This window comes from Actinacidiphila glaucinigra (genome assembly GCF_035918135.1).
Lineage (GTDB): Bacteria > Actinomycetota > Actinomycetes > Streptomycetales > Streptomycetaceae > Actinacidiphila > Actinacidiphila glaucinigra.
Map to the genome: position 1 here is coordinate 9,093,280 of NZ_CP109144.1, position 21,254 is coordinate 9,114,533.

Genomic DNA, 21,254 nt, shown 5'->3' on the forward strand with positions numbered 1-21,254 from the left:
ACCTTCCCCGCGCACACCAGGAGCATGACATGGCTGACGCACAGCAGGACGACGACCGGTACCTGGTCGTCCTCAACGACGAGCTTCAGTACTCGATCTGGCGCTCCGGCACGGACGTCCCCGAGGGCTGGCGTGCCGAGGGCGCCGAGGGCAGCCGGGAGGAGTGCCTCGCGCACATCGACCGGGTCTGGACGGACATGCGGCCGCTGAGCCTGCGCCGTCACATGGAGCAGCAGGGGGCCTGAGCGCGGGCGGCGTTCCACGGCGCACCCCGACACCGCGAGGGCAGGCGCTGTAGGGGGCTTCCCCGACTGCTGCCCGCGCCGACCGTTCACGAGGATGTGTGCGCCCGGACGTCCGGGCGCACGGGTCGCAGCGATCTGGAGAAGTCATCTCATGAGAAATGTGCCCCGAGCGCACGGAACCGACGCGTCCCCCGTGCAGGCCCTGGGCGTCGGCCGTGCCGTACCGGGACCGGGTTCCCTCGGCCCTGACTTCCGCGAGTGGAGCGTCCCCCGCCGGATCGCCCGGGTGGCCGCCGAGGCCCCGGACCGGATCGCGATCGACGGGGCCACGCGGCTCTCGTACACCGAGATGCTCGGCCGCGTCCGCCGTTGGGGCCGGGTGGTGAGGGATGCGGGAGCCGGACGCGGTTCGCTCGTCGCGGTCTGCCTGCCCCGTACCCCCGAGATGCTGACGGTGATGATGGGGGCCTGGGAGGCCGGGGCGGCGTACGTGCCGCTGGATCCCGACCACCCCGTCGCCCGCGTCGAGGGGGTACTGCTCGACGCGCGGCCTGCAGTTCTGGTCACGACGCGGGAACTCGCGTCCCGGCTGCCGGCCTCCGACGGTACGACCGTCGTCCGGGTGGAGGACGTCGACGTCGACGCTCTCCCCGACGTGCCGGCCGGGGAGGGGCCCGGGCCGCTGGACCTCGCCTACGTCATCTACACCTCGGGGTCCACGGGCCGTCCGAAGGGGGTGATGATCGAGCACCGCAGCCTGGCGAACCTGGTCGAAGGACTGCTGACGGCGGCGGGCATGGGCGCGGACGACCGTACCCTCGCCGTGGTGCCGTTCTCGTTCGACATGTCGGGGACGGACATCTACCTGACCCTGACGGCGGGGGCCCGTCTGGTGGTCGCCCCCCGGGGCGCCGCCGGGGACCCGGAGCGGCTGCATGCCCTGCTGACGGAGCACCGCATCACCATCTGCCAGGCGACTCCGACCACTTGGCGGCTCTACGCCGACCTGGGCCGTCCCGCGCCGGAGCTCCGTGGTGTCTGGTGCGGTGGCGAGGACCTCCCCGGCACCCTCGTCGAGCGGCTCGCGGCTGGCGGGGGCGTGGAGATCCACAATCTCTACGGGCCCACGGAGACCACCATCTGCTGTGTGCACGGCCGGGTGCCGACCGATCCCGTCGAGACGATCAGCACCATCGGCGTTCCCCTCGCCAACACCACCGCGTACGTCGTGGACGGAGCGGGGGCTCTGCTGTCGAGGGGCGCCGAAGGGGAACTGTGGATCGGCGGCGCCGGCGTCGGACGCGGCTATCTCAACCGCCCCGGCCTGACCGCCGAACGCTTCGCCCCCGATCCCTTCGTGCCCGGCGGCAGGGTCTACCGCACCGGCGACCTGGTGGCCTGGAACGAGAACGGGACGCTGCGTTACCTCGGCCGGATCGACGAGCAGGTGAAGATCCGCGGCAACAGGGTCGAGCTCGGCGAGGTCGACACGGCCCTGTGCGCGCACGCGGACGTCTCGGCGGCCGTCAGCCTCACGCGGAGGGACCGCACCGATGAGAACCGGCTCGTCTCTTTCGTCGTCCCCAAGCCCGGCCGCATGGTGGATCCCGCCCAGGTCAGGGACGCACTGGCACGGCACCTGCCCGACTACATGGTGCCGGCCGAAGTGGTGACGGTGGAGGAGTTCCCGCTGAGCGCCAACGGGAAGGTCGACCGGGCGGCGCTCGCCGTATCCCGCGGGTCCGATCGGCTGTGAGAGGTCCCGTCCCGCACTCTTCGCACGGACGCGGCCGCGCGGTTGACGCAACTACATCAGGAGGATGACTACATGGCGGACAGCTTGTCGAGCGGGTACCTGCGGGAACTCGGGGTGGCCGAGCCCCCCGCGCTGACCTCTCCCTTCGACCCGGGGGAGGCCCCGCTCGTGCTGGAGAGCCATCTCCAGCAGAGCGGGGGGCTCGTCGAGCGCCTCAAGCTCTCGATGTCGTGCTGGATCATCGCCGACTACGACGCTACCCGGTTCAAGATCGCGACGGCGCGGAAGTACGGCGTGCCGACCGTCGCCGGCGGCGGACCGTTCGAGATCGCCGCGGCCCACGACAAGGTCGCCTCCTACCTTGAGCTGTGCGCCGAGACCGGATTCGACCGCATCGAGGTCAGCCAGGGATTCGTCAGGTCCCCGCTCGACGCGCGGCGGGTCGTCGCCGAGGCGAACGCGCTCGGACTCGAAGTCCAGTACGAGCTCGGCTCGAAGCACACGGGGTCGTTCGACGCGGCGGCCGTCGAGGAACTGCTGGCGGAGGGCCGGACCTGGCGTGACGCGGGTGCGGTGGACCTGGTGATCGAAGCCCGTGAGGACGCGCGGGACATCGGGCTCTTCGACGAACGGCAGCAGCTCCACGCGGGCTTCGCCGACCGCTTCGTCGAGGCTTGGGGACTGGAGGGCCTCTGCTTCGAAGCCCCCACGAAGCGCAGTCAGTTCGCGCTGCTCGACCGCTACGGGGCCGGGGTCCGTCTGTCCAACGTCCGGCTCGGGGAGGTGCTCCGCGTCGAGATGTACCGGCGCGGACTGCACTCCGACGCCTACCGCAACGAGAGGCTCCGGCCGGGGCTGCCGGAGGTGGCCGCGCGATGACCGACAGGGGAATGGAGTACCTTGGCTCGGCGGACGTCGACCGGGCGCTCGACGGCATCGACGTGGTGGAGACGGCGGCGGAGGTACTGCGCCTGCACGCCGCCGACCTCGTGCGGACACCCGCCAAGGCGTTCCTCCAGTGGCCGGCCGAGGAGGGTGCCGCGCGCACGCTCAACATGCCCTCGTGGCTGGGCAGGCCCGAAGGCCCCCTGGTCGGCACCAAGATCATCAACGGGAATCCCGCCAACGCCCGCTTCGGGCTGCGCCGGGCCGAGGGCCTGATCCTGCTGTTCGACCCCGAGACCGGTCACGTCCGCACCATGATGCAGGCGGCGCGCATCTCCGCGCTGCGCACGGCGGCGGTCACCGCCGTCGCCGTCGAGCACCTGAGTGCTGGACCGCCGCGCACCTTGTCGGTCATCGGCGCGGGAACACTGGCCGAGGTCCATCTGGAGGTGCTCGTTCCCCGGCTGCGGGAGCTGCGACGGCTCGTGATCCACGACCACGACCCGCGGCGTGCCGAGAAGCTCGCGGCCCACGCCGCTGGAGCCTGGGCGGGGCGCAGCGTCGACTGCTCGACGGCGTCCGGGGCAGAGGAGGCGGTCGCAGGGGCGGACGTCGTCGTCACGCTCACGACGACCGACGAGGGCTACATCCGGTACGGCTGGCTGAAGAAGGGCAGCGTCCTCGTCAACGTCTCGCTCGACGACCCGCTCCCGGAGGTGTTCCTCGCCGCGGACGCCCTCGTCGTCGACGAATGGGGACTCATCACGGCCGACCGGCGGCGCATCCTCGGCAAGCTGCACCGGGCGGGGCGGATCGCCGAGCAGGGCGGGCAAGGCGCCCCGGCACTCGGCGAGGGCCGCGCGGTCACCGCCCACCTCGGCGAGGTCGTCGCGGGCACCCGGCCGGCGCGCACCCACGAGCACGACATCGTGCTGGTGAACCCGATCGGGATGTCCGCCCAGGACGTGGCGCTGGCCGCCAAGGTGGCCCAGCGGGCCAAGCCCCTGGGTCTCGGCAGCGTCCTTCCCCACTAGCTAGCAGCACGGGGCGCCCCTGGGCTCCCCACACACACCCGGAGACGCGAGAGGAACGGACAGTTGAGCACCGGACTGGAACTGTGCGACCCGTCGGAGCTGGAACTGCTCGGCGACGGAGCACCGGTCACCGGCGTGGTGGTGGTGGACCTGTTCCGGGCCACCTCCACCCTGCGCAGCCTGGTGGAGCACGGCCATGAGACGGAGATCCTGGCCACGCCGGAGCAGGCCGCCGAGGCCCTGCGGCGCGGGCGCCGGTGTCTGGGGGAGTGGCACGGGGTCGTCCTGGACGGATTCGTCTGCGGGAACTCCCCCACCCGGGTACGGGACCTGCCCGTCACGGGTGCCCCGCTGTCCTTCCTGTCCTCCAACGGCGCGCGGGCGCTCACGCAGGCGGCCCGGGTCGCGGACACCGTGCTGACGGGGGACCTGGCCAACCTCGACGCGCTGGCCGCCACCGTCGCGCGCGGCGGCCGGTGGCTCTGCGTCCCGGCGGGGTGCCGTGGCGAGCGCCGGACGGAGGACGACTTCGTCTGCGTCGAACTCGCCCGACGCCTCACCGGGGCCGTCGGACCGCGCCTCGCGCGCCTGTGCCGCTCGCTGGACGGCATCACGGTGGACGACCTGGTGCACGGCCCTTCCGCCGAGTGGCTCGTCCGGCACGAGCAGACGGGAGCGGACGACCTCGCGTTCATCCTCACCCAGCGGCCCGACTCGCCCGTCCTTCCGTACTATGACGGGAAACTGCTGCGGCGGTACCCGGACCGGCCCGGCCCGGAGGGCTGACGGGGGGCGTCGGCATCAGACCAGGTCGATCCGGTGCTGTGTCACCGGGTAGCCGGCGCGCAGGAAGGTCTCCGCCATGGGGGTGTTGGAGCGGTCGGTGCCGGCTGTGACGACCTCCGCGCCCTCGGCGGCGAGGAAGTGCGTCGCCTCCGCGAGCAGGTCGTACGCGTAGCCGTGGCCACGCTGTTCGGGAACCACGCCCACGTAACCGATCAGCGGGGCCGCGTAGTTGCGGCACGGCGCGACGAGACCGACGAGTTCACCGTCGGACGTGTGGGCGAGCCGCCACCAGGACCGGGGGCTCGGCATCCAGCGCAGGTAGTCCAGTTGCTCCTGGGCGGCGGCGTCGATGCCGGACTCCTCGACGGTACGGAGCGCCTGGGTGTCCAGGGAACCGCGGTGGACGCGCCGAAACACCTCCAGGATCACGGCGTCGTCGGGCTCGGGAGTGAACGTCAGCCGGTCCGGACGCGGCGGCAGCCCACAGTCGGGCGTCCACCGGTAGTGGTTCCGCTCGCCCTGCTCCACGAGCCCGGCGGCCGACGCCGCCGCGATCCGGACCTCGGCCTCGGCCCGTACCGCCGGATCCTCCCGCCAACCCGGGGGAAGTTTGAGCATGTACTGCGCGCGAAGCGGCACCGTGCGCAGGAGTTCGGTCGCGGCCTCGGCGTCGGTGAAGTCGAACCAGTCGAGCGAGGCCGGCTGCGTGTCCTCTGGGCCGCCCCACCACGCGGCGCGGGCGACCACCGTGCCCTCGCGCAGCGCTACCCAGACCCATTCGGACCGGTACTCGCCCCGCGCGGCCATGTCGGCGAAGGTGTCGCCGAAGGCGCCGAAGCCCACGAGAGTGGACGCGGGCATGGAGTCGAAGAGGTGCAGTTCGTCCTCGGCGAGGTGCCGGATCAGAAGGTCGTTCATACCGTCACGGGCTCCCAAAGTGCGGTGTGCGCACGGGCATCAGCTCGTCATGCGCGCCGCGGTGCCAGGCGCCGAATGCTCTCGTGTGCTCTGTGTGTGTTCACGCCATCCTAGGAGAACGCGGGCCCGACAGGCGCTCCACGGGGGTAGGGGAGTCTCCTGACTGCCCCGGTGCGGTGGCGCGCCGATATATCAGGGAGGGAAGAGGGAGCACCGGAACCCGAGGGCAAGCGGAAGGAGCACCATGACGAGCGGCGTGCTGAGGGGCGGAGGTCGCCAGTGGGCGACGATCTGAGGCGTACTGTTCCGGCCGCGCCGGAAGCGGCGCCGTCAGCGGCGGAAACCCTGGTGGCCGCGGCCGTTGTCCTCCACCGGCACACGCTCCGCGACTCGGTGCTGGTCGGTCACCACGAGGACGGCCTTCTTCGGCACGTCCGCACTCTGGACCTGTCGGACGACCCGTCCACCGAGGAACTGCTGAGGGCGGTACGGGCATCCGAAGCCGACGGCGACGGTACGGAGGACGCCGATGTGGTGCTCCGGACCGAACGCGCGGCGCCCGGCGGGGACGAGGCCGCCGCATCCGGCGAGGGCGTCTCCGTGGATGTCGACGGCCTCGGCACCGTGCGGATCCGCGGACCGCGTGCCTTCCCGGCCGACGACCTGCGGAACCAGCTGAGGCGGGCCGTCCTGGCGGGTCGCGCGCACCCGCGGCTTCCTGTCTCAGCCCTGCCCCTGGCCTCGGACGCGGACACGGAGCTCGTACGTGCCTGGGGCGGCGACGGCGTACCCGCGGCCCCACCGCGCACTCTTCCGGAGCTGGTAGGCGCGTGGGCGGCCGACACCCCCGAGGCGGTCGCCGTCTCCGGGGAGGCCGGCAAGCTGAGCTATGGGCAACTGGACCGCGCGGCCGACCTGTTGGCCCGGCGCCTCGTCGTCGCCGGGGCCGGGCCCGAGCAGGTGGTCGGCGTGCTGGCCGAGCGCTCGCCGCGTCTGATCGTCGCTCTGCTCGCCGTCCTCAAGGCTGGGGCGGCCTATCTGTACCTGGACCCCCAGTCACCGCCGGCGCGGCGAACAGGCGAACTGGCCGACGCCGCTGTCTCGTTGATGGTCGTCGACGAGGACCCGTCCGGCTGGACGCTTCCGGACGGTGTGACGGCCGTGCCGCTGGCGGCGCTCGACGGCACCGGACACGAGGACGGCACGCGGTCCGCCGAGCTCCCCGCGCCGGACCCGGCCAACCTCGCCTACGTGAGCTACACCTCGGGCTCCACGGGCAGGCCCAAGCCGGTCGGCGTGCCGCACGCCGCGGTGTCCCGGCTCGTCCACTCGCCCGACTGGGCCCGGTTCGAGCCCACCGATGTCTTCCTGCAGACGGCGCCCGTGGCCTTCGACGCCTCGGTCCTGGAAATCTGGGGCGCCCTGGCCAACGGGGCCGAACTGGTCCTTTCCCCGACCGGCAGGGTCGAGGTGGACCGGCTCGCGGAACTGGTCGTGGAAGCGTCGGTGACCGTGCTGTGGCTGACCGCGGGGCTGTTCCAGCGGTTCGCGTCCCAGCACGTCGACGGCCTGCGCGGAGTCCGGCAGCTGATCACCGGCGGAGACGTGGTCCCGCCGGCCGCCGTGGAGCGGGTGCTCGCGGAGCACCCCGACCTGACCGTCATCAACGGCTACGGGCCGACGGAGAACACGACGTTCACCACGTGCGCCACCCTCGGCACCGAGGACATCACCTCCTCCGTGCCCATCGGGCGCCCCATCGGCGGAACCCGCGTGCTGCTGCTCGACTCCCGGTTGCGGCCCGTCCCGGTGGGAGTGGCCGGCGAGCTGTACGCGGCGGGAGCCGGTCTGGCGCGCGGCTACCTGGGCCGTCCCGGGGCCACCGCGGAGCGTTTCGTACCCGACCCCACCGGCGAACGGCCCGGCGCGCGCCTCTACCGGACCGGCGACCTGGCGCGCTGGCGTCCCGACGGGTCCCTCGACTTCCTCGGGCGGGCCGACCGGCAGGTGAAGGTGAACGGCTACCGAGTGGAGCCCGGGGAGATCGAGACGGCCCTCACGGACCACCCGGCGGTACGGGCGGCGGCCGTGATCGCCGGACCCGGGCCCGGCGGCGGCAACCGTCTGGTCGCCTACGCCGTCCCCGATGACGCCGGACAGGACGCCCGCTCGCTGGAGCGTGAGCTCAAGCGTCACCTGCGCGAGCTGCTGCCACCCTCGTACGTACCCTCGTGGATCATGGTCCTCGCGGAGCTCCCGCTGACCGCCAACGGCAAGGTGGACCGGAACGCGCTGCCGGAGACCGACCGGCTGCCGCGCGCCGCCATGAACGACTACGTCGCGCCCCGGACCCCGGAAGAACGGCTGATGTGCGATCTGTGGGCGGAGGTGCTCGGCGTCGAGGACGTCGGCATCGAGGACGACTTCTTCGAGCTGGGCGGGCATTCGCTGACCGCCGCGGAACTTCTGGTCCTCGTCCAACGGGAAACCGGGCGCGAACTGTCGGCCCGCACCCTCTATCTCAGCCCGACCGTCGCCGAGCTGACCGAACTCGGGGACTAGTAGACTGTCGCAGCTAATGTGTGGGGTATAGGTGGCGGAGTTTGGTGCGTGCGTCGTGGGTGGTGAACTGCCAGTTCACCTGACGTTGGTCGGTGTTGGTGGTGTTCTGCCAGGCTGAGAGTTCGGTGTTGAGGGTGTCGAGGTCCGCGATGCGGTGGTCGAGGCATTGCCGGGTCAGTGCGGAGAGTTCGATCTCTGCGATGTTGAGCCATGACCCGTGTTTGGGGGTGTGGTGGATCTCGAGGCGCTGGGCCAGGGCGAAGGCCTCGGCTGGTTCGAATGCTTCGTACAGTGAGGCGATGCCGTGGGTGTTGAGGTTGTCCATGACCAGGACCACGGTCTCGGCGTCGGGGTAGTCCTCGGTCAGTAATCGCTTGACCTGGCCGGCCCAGTCGATCCGGGTGCGACGAGGCTGGGCGTCTACTCGGCGCCACCCGCGCAGGGGTTCAACCCACACAAAGATCGAGCACGTGCCGCAGCGGATGTACTCGCTGTCCTGGCGGGCGTCGCGGCCGGGGCGGGCCGGGAGCGGGTCGCGGGCATGGGCGAGGAGTTGGTAGGGCTTCTCGTCCATGCACACCACTGGGCGGGCCGGGTCATAAGGTCGGGCATAGACGGCCAGCACGTCTTCCATCCGGGCCGCGAACTGCGGGTTTGCTCGTGGTGGGATGGTCCAGCACTTCCTCAGATGAGGACGCAGCCTCGTTTTTTAAGATCCGCCCGATGGTTGAGTGGTCCAGATCGGGGATGCCCTCGACCAGGGCGACGTGCTTCTCCAGCAGCCGCAGCGACCACCGGGCACGGCCTGCAGGAGGCTGGGAGCACGCCAGGGCGATCAGCCGGGCCTCGACTTCACCAGTCACCGGCGAGGGCACCGGCGGGAGATCCCGCGGTTTCCGCTGGATCGTCGCCTCGACGTCACCACCGCTCTCGGCGAACCGCTTGGCCACCAGCCGCAGCGTCTCGCCCGAGACCCCGACCCGGGCAGCGATCGCATCCTGGGAGTCGATCTCACCAGCAGAGGTGTCCAGCGCGAGCAGCACCCGCGCCCGCCTGATCACCGAGGCCGGATGGACCCCCGTCGTGGTCACCCGAACCAGCACTTCACGATCGCCCGCGGTCAGCACCACCGGCCTCTTCTTCTGCGAACCCATCACACCAACTCCCGCTCGGCAGAAGGGAAGGAACATCTGCCGGACACCACCATCCCAACCAAATAACCCAGGATTAAGCAACGACACGCTACTAGTAGGACTTCATTAGGTCTGTCTTGATCTTGGTGGTGTAGGCGTGCGTTCGGGGAGGGGTTGCTGGCAGGTGGTGCGGATACCGGTCCAGCACCTCAAGATGTCCTGGAGGGCGTCGAGGAGGCGGTAGAGGGTGAGGCCGGCGCTGACGCTTTTGGGGACAGGCGTCGTTCGGTGAGGAAGGCGTGGGCGGCGGTCACGAGGGTGACGTGGTGGTGCCAGCCCGGCCAGGACCGGCCTTCGAAGTGGTCCAGGCCCAGGCCGTGCTTGAGTTCGCGGTAGTCGTGCTCGATGCGCCAGCGGACCTTGGCCAGCCGGACCAGCTCGGCGATCGGGGTGTCGGCCGGCAGATTGGACAGCCAGTAGTCGGTGGGCGCTTCCGCGTGGGTCGGCCATTCGATCAGGAGCCAGCAGTCGGGCAGGATGCCATCCCACCAGCCTTGTTCTGCTGAGGCGGCGGCTCGGATGGGGCGTTCGACGGCTTTGCCGGCGGGACGGACACGCATGGCCGCGAAGCGGGAGCGTAAGTCTCCTCGGGATCCTTGGCGCCAGGTCACCGTGGTGAAGGCTTCGCGTTCCAGGCCGGCGGCCAGTTCTGCCGCCGAGGGTGCGGGGTGCCGGTAGCGGGGCTGGGGCCAGCATGCGGTGTCGCCGCGGCGCTCGGGAGCCTCGGGCTCGGTGTCGAGGGCGTGCGCGGTTACGTTCGCGCGGATCGCCAGGACGTAGGCGATGTCGCGTTCGGTCAGTGCGGCCCGCAGGTGGGCGTTGGTCCCGTAGGCGGCGTCGGCCACGACGACTGGCGGGGTCATGCCCCAGGTCGCGAGGGCGTCGAGCATGTCCAGGGCCAGACGCCACTTCTCGCGGTGCCCGACCTCAGGCGGGATGCGGGTGCTGGTCCGACGGTCGGTGTCGGCCGCCCACTCCTGCGGAAGGAACAGGCGCCATTGCAGCGGGCAGGAAGCGGTGTCGCTGGCAGCGTGAACGCTGACCGCGACCTGGCAGTTGGCCCGCTTGCCCAGCGCGCCGCAGTACTGCGGAGCCACCCCGACGGACATCCGGCCGTCCTTGGGCATCGACACGTCGTCGATCACCCAGGCCGTCGGAGCGACCAGAGGCAGCATCCGCTCGGCGATCCGTCGCTGCACCGGCACCGGATCCCACGCCGACTGGTTCACGAACTGCTGCAGGTTCTGCTCGTTGCCGTCCGGCAACCGCCCGGCCATCGCCTGAATCGACTTGCGACGGCCATCCAGCATCAGCCCCCGCAGGTAGCAGTCACTCTTGGCCCGCTGGTCCTTCCGCGGAACCGACGCAAACACATCAGCCACGAAAAGTGCCAACCCTGCCTGAACCCGCCCCACTTGATATGCGTCCACACACCCAACATGCTCCTGAACAGGCCCGACGGGAAGACCTAACGGAGTCCTACTAGAGCCTGTCGTCAAACGATCTTGACTGGTGGATCATGGTCTGGTGATACGTAGCCATGAACTGTCTGACATCGAGTGGGAGTTCGTCCGGCCGCTGCTGCCGCGTGCGGCATCGGGGCGGAAGCGGCTGGACGACCGGATGGTCCTGAACGGGATCGTGTGGAAGTTCCGGACCGGGTCCGCCTGGCGGGATGTGCCCGAGCGGTACGGGTCCTGGGCCACCCTGCACACGCGGTTCCGCCGGTGGGCAGCCGACGGCACCTTCGACCGGATGCTGCGGGCAGCCCAGGCGAAGGCAGATGCAGCCGGTGCCGTCGACTGGATGGTGTCGGTCGACTCCACCATCGTGCGGGCCCACCAGCATGCCGCCGGGGCCCGAAAAGGGGGCTCCACAACCCGGCGCTCGGACGGTCCCGGGGCGGTCTGACCAGCAAAATCCACCTCGCCTGCGACGGGCTGGGCCGCCCGCTCGGCTTCACGATCACCGGCGGCAACACCAACTACTGCACCCAGTTCACCGCCGTCATGCAGGCCATCCGCGTGCCCCGGATCGGACCCGGCCGGCCCCGGATCCGGCCCTCGCACGTCATCGGCGACAAGGGTTACAGCTCCGAAGCCATCCGCACCTGGCTGCGGGAGCGAGGCATCGCCCACACCATCCCCGAGAGGGCCGATCAGATCCGCAACCGGCTCCGCCGCGGTCGACGCGGCGGACGGCCCCCGGCCTTCGACAAGGCGGTCTACAAACGTCGCAACGTCGTGGAACGCTGCTTCAACCGCCTCAAGGTGCGACACGAAGTCGCACACGTTAAGTGGGAAGGCCGAAGGAAGGAGAGATGTGCTGACCCCGGATTAGTGTCCGTATCCGTTCCCGCGCTCACGTGCGTCGTCGGTAACGGCGGGGTGTGAAGCTGAGCGTTCAAGCCCAAGAGTTCCCCGACCACCGGGTAACAACAGGCGAGGGAAGGGCTGGACGGGTGAACCGCGTGAACCCCCGTTGATGTCTCGTAAGGTTGAAGCTGCCTGGTGGTCTGCAGTCAGCAGCTACAGAACCCGACGCTGAGAGGCGTCAGGCGACTTCCGGAGATTTGAGACCGGAAGGAGGACACCGCCGGTTCCGGGATAGAGGGGGCACCCACCCCAGTCGCAACTTACGTGTGTGGAACGTGGAAACCCCGATGGAGTCCGGGTCACAGCCCGGTAAGCCAACCGCGAGGGAGGCCCAACTCTCCAGCGGGAACAGGATGGTCCAAGAAGCGAATGCCGGTAGATCGAAAGATCAGAGGAAACTCGGAGGCGACCTTCACGCCTCTTGCTATAACTCGCCGGATACGGGTCCTGGTGACCCGACCTGAAAGGGTGCCCACGTGGACCAGGTGAGCCTTTGTAGTATCCCGAGTAAAGAGTCAGAACCTGGCGGACAAGTTAGACGCGAGGAGGAACTTACAGTTGGAGTTATCCAAGCCTGCTGGGCCTTCCATAGCGAACGGACCCCAGGACGGACGTCTCGACTGGCACAGCATCGACTGGGCCGGAGCCGAGGAGAACGTACGGCGTCTGAGACAGAGGATCTTCAAAGCGACACAGGCAGGGGACCTTAAGAAGGTCCGCAATCTGCAAAAGCTCATGCTGAGAAGCCGCAGCAACACGCTAGTGAGCGTGAAGCGGGTGACACAGCAGAGCAGGGGCCGCAAAACGGCTGGCATCGACAGGGAACGTGCCCTCACTCCCCAGGCGAGAGCACGAATGGCAGTTGAAATCGACGGCCAGACACAGCCCTGGCGAGCCAGGCCCGTCAAGCGGGTCTACATCCCGAAGAGCAACGGAAAGCAACGACCACTTGGCATCCCCGTCATGCGTGACAGGGTGATCCAAGCACGAGTGAAAAACGCGCTGGAACCAGAGTGGGAAGCCCGGTTCGAATCACGTTCTTACGGATTCAGGCCGGGCCGCGGCTGCCACGACGCCATCCAGGCGATCTTCAGCACCGCGAAGGGCAAGGCCGCCAAGCGCCAGTGGGTACTGGACGCCGACCTGGCTGCCGCGTTCGACCGCATCGACCATCCCCACCTGCTCGACGCCGTCGGGCAATTCCCAGCCAGGGAATTGATCCGGCAGTGGCTGAAGGCTGGCGTGGTCGACAACGGACGCTTCACCCGGACCGATGAGGGAACCCCTCAGGGCGGTGTGATCAGTCCTTTGTTGCTCAACATTGCTCTGCACGGAATGGAGGAAACCGCAGGAGTCCGATTCGCCACCCGCAAAGGAAAAGTCATGTGGGCTGCGAAAGGAACTCCGATCCTGGTGCGTTACGCCGATGACTTTGCCGTGTTCTGCACGAGCAAGGAGGAAGCGGAGACCGTCAGGTCGCGTCTGGCCGAATGGTTGCAACCCCGAGGACTTCGCTTCAATGAAGAGAAGACACGGATCCTCCATCTTTCGGATGGGTTCGATTTCCTGGGGTTCAACATCCGCCGCCATGGCGACAACCTGATCATCACGCCCAGCAAGGACGCGGTCAAGAGAGTCCGGAACCGACTGAGATCTGAGATGCAGGCCCTGCTCGGACAGAGCATCACAGTCGTACTGCGTCGACTCTCCCCTGTCGTCAGGGGCTGGTCCGCGTATTACCGGACGGTGGTGTCCAGTCGCACATTCTCGGCACTGGACAGCTATGTGTGGACGCTCACCTACAAGTGGGCTAAGCGCACCCACCCGAAGAAGTCGAAGCATTGGATCGTGAACAAGTACTTCGGCAGGCTCAACCGGTCCAAGATGAACAACTGGGTTTTCGGGGACCGCGCCACAGGGGCACACCTCCCCAAGTTCGCATGGACCAACATCAGACGGCACCAGTTGGTCAGGGGTAAATCGTCACCTGACGACCCTGAACTCCGTGATTACTGGAGTCAACGCCGCCAAACGCGCACACCGCCACCGATGGACAAGATCAGCCTTACCCTGGCAGCCCGCCAGAAGGGAATCTGCCCGCTGTGTCGTCAAGCGCTCATCGTCGGCGCGGAATACGAGCCCGACAGTCCACGCGAGTGGATCGAATGGTTCGACGCGATGAAGAAGCGGTTGCACAAACACCACTTCACCTACCGGCGACATGGCGGCTCTGATGAGAGCAAGAACCTTCGACTCGTCCACTCGGAATGCCATCGCCAGCACCACGCAGGCGACAGCGTTCGGAGAACAGCAGAACCTGTGAAGCCTCCGGGCTTGCTTGAGCCGTGATGCCTGGAAACAGGCACGTCCGGTTCTGAGGGGGCCGGGCCACGGCAACGTGACCCGGCTACCCGACCAATGGCGCGGCATCGCCACCCGCTACGACAAGACCGCCCAGGCCTTCCAGGCCGCCGTGACCCTCGCATCCCTGCTGATGTGGGCCTGACGTTTGACGACAGGCTCTAGAGAAGCAGACCGCCGTGACGACGCACCTCCCTGCCGCGGTTGTCGGTGGGCCCGCTCAGTCGACCTCCCCCAGGTGGCTCAGGGCTTGATGGAAGTCGTCCCGCGCGGCATCGAACTCGTGTGTGGCGACATGGAAGGTCGAGCGGTCGATCAGGATCCTTGCGAGTGTGCGCGTCCCGTCTTCAGGGTCGTGCAGAGACAGCTGACGGGCCAGGCCGACTCCGTCGTCGAACAGGGCGCGCACGCGCTCCGCGAACAGGTGCGTGCGGTGTTGCCAGTACACGGCGGAGCGGACGGTGAGGACCCGGTGCAGCCGGACCAGTTCGGCCAGATGCCGGTCGGGATGCTCGGTGGCTTGCGGCGCAAGGGCGTCGACCTCCTCACGGAGGGCGTCACGGCTCTCGAAGTAGCGCCGCCTGACATCGGGCGACCATTGGCCGGGCGCCGTCGCCAAGGGGGGATGTGGTTCACCGGACAGCGACCGATCACTGTCGGCACCTGAGAAGAACAGCAGGACCGCCCAAAACGCCGCCTGATAGCCACTCCAGGTCTTCCGCTCACCGGTGTCGGCCAGCTCTGTCAGCAACGCGAGGGCCTCCTGACGCACAGTGGCAGCCTGCTCCCCTCGGCCGTAGGTGTCGAGCAGCTGCGCGTACCCGATGAGCGTGTAGAGGTGGCACGCCATCGAGCCGCGGTCGTTCGCGGCCTCGGAGGCTTCCAGGGTGACGAGTGTCCCGAACGCGCTGAGCGCTTCGTCGCACCGACCTGCGTCGTGGAGAGCGGCGATCCACTCCACGAGTGACCAGGCGAGAGATCCGCTGCCGAAACCGTCGGGCAGGATCGCCGCGACCAACTCGGTCATGGCATCGGCAGCCTCGGCATACCGGCCCTCCTCGGACAGGCCGGAAGCCCACGTGTGCAGTCCCCTGACCGCAGGGGCTCCGGACATCTCGGCCTGTGCACGGCCGATGGCGAGCATCTCGGCGCGCATGGCGAGCCCTTCGGCGCGCCGGCCCAGGTCGTACAGCTCTCTCTGGCACCCGTCGAGGGCCTCGTAGAGAAGATCCGCACGGGCAGTTTCGGCCGGATCGATGGACCGCGCCACGGCCACAGCCTCTTCGTGCAGTGCGAGGGACGCGGGATGTTTGCGGCCGGAACTGGTGTCGTACGTCATACGCAGCAACGCCTTGACCAAGCGCGGCAGGTACGAGGCGGGGCTGACCTGGGCGAGGATCCGGTAGGCACCAACCTCCTCGCGCGCGGTCCGGCGTCCCGATGCGAGCAGGACATTCCGCGCCCGCACGATGTCGTCCTCATCGACTCTCCCCCATAGGTTCACAGCGGAGATTCTGGGCGCGCCCGAGCGGGCCGAACAAGGCCGGGGAGCTGTGCCGTTCATCCTACGAAAACCCGCGCTGACCTGTCATGATGGATATGACGTCACACCCCCGGAGGTCCCGGGCCTTGTACGGCCCCTGCCCAGCGTGGGACGGATCACGGCCGCAGCGCGGTCCGCTTCACGGGCCGGGCAAGCAGCCACCAGGACGGCGTCGGCGCCGCGTTCCTGGAGTTCATCCGTTCCACGAGAAGTCAGCGAGGACCGCGCTGACGTCGGTGAGGTCCGGCAGGATGCAGGCGGCCTCGGCGTTGCGCAGGTCTTCCTCCACGCTGCGGCCGGAGGCGACGGCGAGCAGCGGCACGCCGATGGCCAGAGCGGCGTGGACGTCGGCGGGCGTGTCGCCGATGAGCAGAACTTCGTCCGTACTCACCGGCTCACCGAGGTACTCACCCGGCGGACGCAGCGCAGTTGGTCGGTCGAGCTTGCGCCCTACCAACTCGCGGCATTCCCGGTCACCCAGTCGTTGTACGCACACATCACCGGCCAGAGGCCGAGCACCGCCCGCGGTTACCGGTTTCCCGTCGAGTGCGTTTCCTGGTGGGACGCCGCACGTTTCTGCAACGCCCTCTCCCTGCACGACGGGTTCACGCCCGCCCACCACCTCCCTGCCGACACGGAAGGCGTCGAGTGGGACGCATCCGCCGACGGGTACCGGCTGCCGACCGAAGCCGAGTGGGAGTATGCCTGCCGTGCCGGTACAACCGGGCCGCAGTACGCGCCACTCGACGAGATCGCCTGGTACCGCGGCAACTCACGCGAGCGCATCCACACCGTGGGCGGCAAACACCCCAAACCGTGGGGTCTTTACGACATGCTCGGCAACGTCTGGGACTGGTGCTGGGACGTCTACGACGCCGAGGTCTACGGCACCTACCGGGTTCTCCGCGGGGGCGGCTGGTTCGACGAGCGCTGGAGTCGCCGGGCCTCCGCGCGGCGCCGCAGCCACCCGACGTTCCGCGTTGACGACGTGGGCTTCCGCGTCGCGCGCTCCAACGCGTGACGACCGCTTCCGCCCGCCGCGAACGCAACCTCCGCGGCCTCCGCCAACGGATGGCGCACCTCTCCTTCCCGTACACGGGACAACCCTGCCCGACAACTCCACCTCACGCGTCCACTGATCCTTCCACCGCGAACACGCCTCGCCGCCTCGCCGCCCCGCGCACCCGATCCAGCCTGGCGCGACAGTCCGTCCTGGTCTGCATCGGCGTGAAGAACGTCGAGGCGGACGGCTGGTCCGGCCGGCCCACAACCGCCGCCGCCCTCGGCGGGAACGCGGTCGTACTCGCCGGCCAGGGCAAGCGCGTGTCCTTCGAGGCCACCGGGATTCGCGCCGAGTCCCCAGCCGGACGCCAGCGGAGCCCATCGCGGTGACATCGCTCGCCAGTCCAGGAGTGGATCGGCGCGCCGGAAGCCTCACCCGAGAGATGAAGGGGTCCCGGTGGCGCGGTGTGCCTTGCCGATGACCATGGGGCGGCTACCAGGGGACCGGTGTTCCGTCCCAGGAGAAGAACGCGCCGGAGGGTCCGTCGTCAGGCAGCGTCGCCAGCCGGACCGCGCCGGCGGCCGCCTCGGCCGGGTCCCCGCCCGCAGCCGCGGCGGCGGCGTTCAGATCGGTTCGTCGCAGACCAGGTGCCAAGGCGTTGACCTTGAATCCGTCGCTGGCAAGGCTCTGGGCATAGAACAGGGTCAACGCGTTCAGGGCCGCCTTCGATGAGCGGTAGGAGGCGAAGGCACCCCGGTACCCGGAGTGCTCGGTGGCGGCGGCCGCAAGCGAACCGGTCCCGCTGGAGATGTTCACGATCCTTGGGTGGGCGGAGCGCCGCAGGGCCGGCAGTAGCGCGTTGGTCACCGCCACCACGCCAAATACGTTCGTCTCATAGACCCGGCGGAAGGTATCGACGTCCTCGTCCTGCGCGCCCATACCCTCAGCGGGGGAGACGCCCGCGTTGTTGACCAGGACGTCCAGAGCGGCGATACGGTCCGCCGCCGAGGCGATGCTCACGGGATCGGTGACATCGAGGACCAGAGGCCTCGCGTCACTGCCGATGTTGGCGACGGTATGTTCCGCACGTTCGGCGGTCCGCGAGCCGACGTAGACGGTCAGTCCCGCCTGGACGAGCTGGCGGGCGATTTCCTTGCCGATCCCTTTGTTCGCGCCGGTGACCAGCGCAGTCAAGATTGCCATGCCACCAGCCTCGCCGCCGGCCCGGCACGCGACCAGGGACAATCGATACCAGGAAGACACAGCCCGAGGAGATGCCCTGTGGCCCGAGACGAACTGGCCCGCTTCTTGCGCGACCGCCGTGCGGGACTGCGCCCCGAGGACGTCGCCCTGCCCGCGGTGCCCCGGCGCCGCACCGGCGGCCTGCGCCGGGAAGAGATCGCGGACCTGGCGCACATGTCCGTCGACTACTACGTCCGCCTGGAGCAGGCGCGCGGGCCGCGTCCCTCCCCGCGGATCCTCGACGGCCTCGCGGCTGCGCTGCGACTGGCTCCGGCCGAGCGCACTCACCTCTTCCAGCTGGCCGGCCAGACCCCCCAGCCGCCCACGGCACCCCCGCGGCGCGTGCGCAGGCACATTGCCGACCTGCTGCACCGGCTCCCGGACACCGCCGCCCTGGTCACCGCGGCGAACTACGACGTCCTGGCCTGGAACCCGCTGGCCCAAGCACTGCTCGGCGACCTGGACCGGCGCCCGAACCTTGCGCACCGCCGTTTCCTGCTCCGCGAGCAGGTCCTGACCACTGGCCACGAGGACTTCGCCGAGATCGTCGTCTCCCGACTGCGCACCGCCGCCGACCGCTACCCCCACGACGAAAATCTGTCCGGCCTCCTGGCGGACCTCACGGCGAACAGCGCGGAGTTCCGCGAGATCTGGGCCTCCCACCCGCTGCGGATCCCCGGGCACCGGATGAAGACCTTGGTCCACCCCGAACTCGGCGAGCTTCGCCTCAACTGCGACGTGCTCAATCTCCCCGAGGACGACCAGCAAGTGCTGTTCATGACGGCCGACCCCGACACACCGACCGCCCGCGCCCTGCGCCGCCTGTCCACCCGGCCTTGAGGCCCGCCCCGAGAGTGCCGTCAACGAGCAGGGGCCACGTGACGGGCAGCTCACGCTTCTGGCGGCGGCATTCCTTGTCCTCGGCGTGCTCGCGTGCCTTCTGTGCGGCTTCGGCCTCGATCCGGGCGCGGGCGGCCTGCAGCTTGGCCAGGCGCTTCTCGCGGCGGTCGAGTTCGGCGGGCAGGTCGGTGTCCTTGCCGTCACTGCCGAAGGTGTGGTCCTCGGCGGTGTCGACGTGCTCGGCGTCGGCCAGCAGAGCGGCGGCCTGGGCCTCCAGGGCTTCGATCTCGGCTTCGATCCGTTCCTCCTCGTCGACCAGTCGGCCGTAGCTCATCGCCTTGCGCTTGGAGGCGCTGGCCTCCAGCTTCGTGCCGTCCAGGGCGACGCGGCCCATCTTGACCATGCCCAGCTTCTGCGCGAGGTGCAGGGACTGGGTGAACAGGTCGGCGAGGGCGTCCAGGTGGCGGCGGCGGAACCGCGATATCGAGCGGAAGTCCGAGGCCTGGTCGGCGGCCAGGAACCGGAACGCGATGTCGTCGGCGCACTTGCGCTCGATCGCCCGTGAGGAGCGGACCCCGGTGGTGTAGCCGTGGATCAGCAGCCGCAGCATCAACCTGGGGTCGTAGGGCGGGTAGCCGCGCTTCTCGGTGCAGTCGGCCAGGACCTGCCCCAGATCCAGGACCTCGTCGACCAGGTCGGCGACGAACCGGGCCAGATGGTCCTGGGGCAGCAAGTCGTCCAGCGACGGGGGCAGCAGCAGGACCTGGTGCGGGTCGAACGCCCGGAACCGCTTGTCCACCGCCGCCCCACGACCCTGTGAGCGCCTCTTCTCGACCGGCTCGACCTCGAACAGCCCATCCCCACCACCCATACCGCCATCATCCCGCATGAATGATCACGAAACGTAGGCGGGTTGCCGGTTGCTGGAACCAACGACTACGCGCCGGGCAGCTGCCCCGCCGCCCAGCGCTACTCCGCCACCCTCGGGTGCTGGAACCAGCCGATGATCGGGGAGCTGCGTTGACACATGCGGCTAACGTCACTAGCCTGCAGCTAATGTAGTTAGCCAACTCCCATGGGGGAAGTCATGACCGAGCACCTGACCATCGGCGACAACACCATCGCCTACGACCTGATTGGTAAGGGCCCTCTCGTCGTTCTGGCGCACGGCCTGGGCGACAGCCGGCACTCCTACCGCTTCGTCGCTCCGGCCCTGGCCGCGGCCGGTTACCGGGTTGCGAACGTCGACGTGCGTGGCTGCGGCGACTCCAGCCTCGGCTGGGACGGCTACAGCCGCTCCGACATCGCCGGCGACCTGGTCGCCCTGGTGCGCCACCTCGGGGGCCCGGCCGTCATCATCGGCCAGTCGATGAGCGGCGGAGCCGCGACCATCGCGGCCGCCACCGCGCCCGACCTGATCACCGGCGTCATCGAACTGGCACCGTTCACCCGCAAACAGCTGAACGACCTCGGCGGACTGGTGCGGGTGAAGCGCTACCGGGCCGGTGCCACTCTGATGGGGCGGGTCGCCTTGCTGGGAAGTCTGCCAGCCTGGAAGAGGTACCTCGACCTGGCGTACCCGGTCAAGCCCGCCGACTGGGACAGCGAACTGGCGCGCATCGAGGCCAAGATGAGCGAGCCCGGCCGGATGAAGGTTCTGCAGGCAATGTGTCAGTCCGCGGCCGACGCCGGCGCGCAGTTGCCCAACGTCGCCTGCCCGGTCCTGGTGATCGAGGGCAGCGCCGACCCCGACTGGGCCGACCCGCGCGCCGAGGGCGAGCGGATCATCGCCGACCTGCCCCAGGGCCTCGGCGAACTGGTGGTCATCGAGGGTGCCGGTCACTACATGCACGCCCAGACACCCGAGAAGGTCGTCGCGCTGGCCCTGCCCTTCCTGGCCAGGACGCTGACCCTTGCCTAGGGCCGGACTGTCCCCGGCGTCGATCACCGAGGCCGGCGCCATGCTGGTCGACGAGATCGGGTTCGCCCAGCTCAGCATGGGCCTGGTCGCCGAACGGCTCGGGGTCAAGACCCCCTCGCTCTACAAGCACGTCACCAGCCAGGCCGACCTCGCCCACCGGATCGCCATCCTGGCCGCGACCGAGCTCGGCGACGCCATCCGCGACGCAACGCAGGGCCGCGCCGGCGGCGACGCCCTCGCCGCCGCCGCGCAGGCCATGCGCGCATACGTGCGTGAACATCCGGGCCGGTACGCGGCAGTCAACAGTGCCCGCCCGGACGGGCCCGACGACCCGTTCATCCCAGCCAGCAACCGGGCGCTCAGCTCCCTCTCCGCCGTGCTGCGCGGATACCACCTGGACCCCGCCCAGGAGATCCACGCCCTGCGGATGCTGCGCAGCATGCTGCACGGGTTCTCGACCCTCGAAGTCGCAGGCGGCTTCCAGTACGACACAGACGCCGACGACAGCTTCACCTGGATGATCACCTTCATCGACCAAGGACTCCAGGCCACCACGCCAACCCCCGGGCCCGCAGCGCCCACGCGATGAC

The 21,254-nt window shown here is 69.3% G+C and carries 18 protein-coding genes and 2 pseudogenes; 12 read left to right on the forward strand and 8 right to left on the reverse strand.

Annotated elements, in window-relative coordinates; genetic code table 11:
• Positions 1–29 precede the first annotated feature (29 nt).
• The 5 genes from OIE69_RS41215 to OIE69_RS41235 all read left to right on the forward strand — a co-directional run bounded on the left by OIE69_RS41215 (position 30) and on the right by OIE69_RS41235 (position 4,706).
• Positions 30–245, forward strand: coding sequence for an MbtH family protein (locus OIE69_RS41215; RefSeq protein ID WP_326580604.1), 216 nt, complete (start codon positions 30–32; stop codon positions 243–245).
• 151 nt (positions 246–396) lie between these two features.
• Positions 397–2,001 carry an amino acid adenylation domain-containing protein gene (locus tag OIE69_RS41220; protein ID WP_326580605.1) on the forward strand — a complete coding sequence of 535 codons (1,605 nt, stop codon included), beginning with the start codon at positions 397–399 and terminating at the stop codon, positions 1,999–2,001.
• A gap of 72 nt (positions 2,002–2,073) precedes the next feature.
• Positions 2,074–2,880, forward strand: a complete 807-nt coding sequence (locus OIE69_RS41225) for a phosphosulfolactate synthase (RefSeq protein WP_326580606.1) — start codon at positions 2,074–2,076, stop codon at positions 2,878–2,880.
• Complete coding sequence (locus tag OIE69_RS41230; RefSeq protein ID WP_326580607.1) at positions 2,877–3,920, forward strand: ornithine cyclodeaminase family protein; 1,044 nt, start codon at positions 2,877–2,879, stop codon at positions 3,918–3,920. The genes OIE69_RS41225 and OIE69_RS41230 overlap by 4 nt, the downstream gene beginning before the upstream one ends.
• Before the next feature lie 63 nt (positions 3,921–3,983).
• Entirely contained in the window at positions 3,984–4,706 is a 723-nt protein-coding gene (locus tag OIE69_RS41235; protein ID WP_326580608.1) for a 2-phosphosulfolactate phosphatase, read from the forward strand.
• Between the two features lie 15 nt (positions 4,707–4,721).
• Here OIE69_RS41235 and OIE69_RS41240 read toward each other — a convergent pair whose 3' ends face one another.
• On the reverse strand, positions 4,722–5,624 hold the full coding sequence (locus OIE69_RS41240; RefSeq protein WP_326580609.1) for a GNAT family N-acetyltransferase: 903 nt from the start codon (positions 5,622–5,624) through the stop codon (positions 4,722–4,724).
• 348 nt (positions 5,625–5,972) lie between these two features.
• Here OIE69_RS41240 and OIE69_RS41245 point away from each other — a divergent pair, with 348 nt between their 5' ends.
• Positions 5,973–8,186, forward strand: coding sequence for a non-ribosomal peptide synthetase (locus tag OIE69_RS41245; RefSeq protein ID WP_326580610.1), 2,214 nt, complete (start codon positions 5,973–5,975; stop codon positions 8,184–8,186).
• A gap of 13 nt (positions 8,187–8,199) precedes the next feature.
• Here OIE69_RS41245 and OIE69_RS41250 read toward each other — a convergent pair whose 3' ends face one another.
• From OIE69_RS41250 to OIE69_RS41260, 3 genes are all read right to left on the reverse strand, one after another.
• A complete protein-coding gene (locus OIE69_RS41250) occupies positions 8,200–8,886 on the reverse strand; it encodes an IS630 family transposase (RefSeq protein WP_326581556.1) in 687 nt (228 codons plus the stop codon).
• Positions 8,783–9,340, reverse strand: a complete 558-nt coding sequence (locus OIE69_RS41255; protein WP_326570060.1) for a helix-turn-helix domain-containing protein — start codon at positions 9,338–9,340, stop codon at positions 8,783–8,785. Before OIE69_RS41255 ends, OIE69_RS41250 begins: the two co-directional genes overlap by 104 nt.
• 188 nt (positions 9,341–9,528) lie before the next feature.
• Positions 9,529–10,809: an IS701 family transposase gene (locus OIE69_RS41260; RefSeq protein ID WP_326580611.1), complete on the reverse strand. Its 1,281-nt coding sequence runs from the start codon at positions 10,807–10,809 to the stop codon at positions 9,529–9,531.
• Positions 10,810–10,906: 97 nt separating this feature from the next.
• Here OIE69_RS41260 and OIE69_RS41265 point away from each other — a divergent pair.
• Positions 10,907–11,772 (forward strand): annotated as a pseudogene (locus OIE69_RS41265) (IS5 family transposase).
• A gap of 540 nt (positions 11,773–12,312) precedes the next feature.
• Positions 12,313–14,103 carry a group II intron reverse transcriptase/maturase gene (gene ltrA, locus OIE69_RS41270; protein ID WP_326578339.1) on the forward strand — a complete coding sequence of 597 codons (1,791 nt, stop codon included), beginning with the start codon at positions 12,313–12,315 and terminating at the stop codon, positions 14,101–14,103.
• Positions 14,104–14,335: 232 nt separating this feature from the next.
• On the opposite strand, the gene OIE69_RS41275 is transcribed toward ltrA, so the two are convergent.
• Positions 14,336–15,619: a tetratricopeptide repeat protein gene (locus OIE69_RS41275; protein ID WP_326580612.1), complete on the reverse strand. Its 1,284-nt coding sequence runs from the start codon at positions 15,617–15,619 to the stop codon at positions 14,336–14,338.
• 232 nt (positions 15,620–15,851) lie between these two features.
• Positions 15,852–16,049, reverse strand: coding sequence for an HAD family hydrolase (locus tag OIE69_RS41280; RefSeq protein ID WP_326580613.1), 198 nt, complete (start codon positions 16,047–16,049; stop codon positions 15,852–15,854).
• Here OIE69_RS41280 and OIE69_RS41285 point away from each other — a divergent pair.
• Positions 15,999–16,679, forward strand: coding sequence for a formylglycine-generating enzyme family protein (locus OIE69_RS41285; protein ID WP_326580614.1), 681 nt, complete (start codon positions 15,999–16,001; stop codon positions 16,677–16,679). The two genes, OIE69_RS41280 and OIE69_RS41285, sit on opposite strands and share 51 nt — an antisense overlap.
• A gap of 474 nt (positions 16,680–17,153) precedes the next feature.
• Here the strand turns inward: OIE69_RS41285 and OIE69_RS41290 are convergent, their stop codons facing one another.
• Positions 17,154–17,855 (reverse strand): SDR family NAD(P)-dependent oxidoreductase, encoded by a 702-nt coding sequence (locus tag OIE69_RS41290; protein WP_392567632.1) that lies wholly within the window; start codon positions 17,853–17,855, stop codon positions 17,154–17,156.
• 87 nt (positions 17,856–17,942) lie between these two features.
• On the opposite strand from OIE69_RS41290, the gene OIE69_RS41295 reads away from it, so the two are divergent.
• The gene (locus tag OIE69_RS41295; protein ID WP_326580615.1) at positions 17,943–18,743 is read left to right on the forward strand and encodes a helix-turn-helix transcriptional regulator; all 801 of its coding nucleotides are present in this window, start codon (positions 17,943–17,945) and stop codon (positions 18,741–18,743) included.
• 58 nt (positions 18,744–18,801) lie between these two features.
• Here OIE69_RS41295 and OIE69_RS41300 read toward each other — a convergent pair.
• A pseudogene (locus tag OIE69_RS41300) lies at positions 18,802–19,542 on the reverse strand (transposase); the annotation flags it as partial.
• 288 nt (positions 19,543–19,830) lie between these two features.
• Here OIE69_RS41300 and OIE69_RS41305 point away from each other — a divergent pair.
• Both OIE69_RS41305 and OIE69_RS41310 read left to right on the forward strand, forming a co-directional pair.
• Positions 19,831–20,664: an alpha/beta fold hydrolase gene (locus OIE69_RS41305; protein WP_326580616.1), complete on the forward strand. Its 834-nt coding sequence runs from the start codon at positions 19,831–19,833 to the stop codon at positions 20,662–20,664.
• 22 nt (positions 20,665–20,686) lie between these two features.
• A complete protein-coding gene (locus tag OIE69_RS41310; protein ID WP_326581558.1) occupies positions 20,687–21,253 on the forward strand; it encodes a TetR/AcrR family transcriptional regulator in 567 nt (188 codons plus the stop codon).
• The last annotated feature ends 1 nt before the right edge of the window (position 21,254 follow it).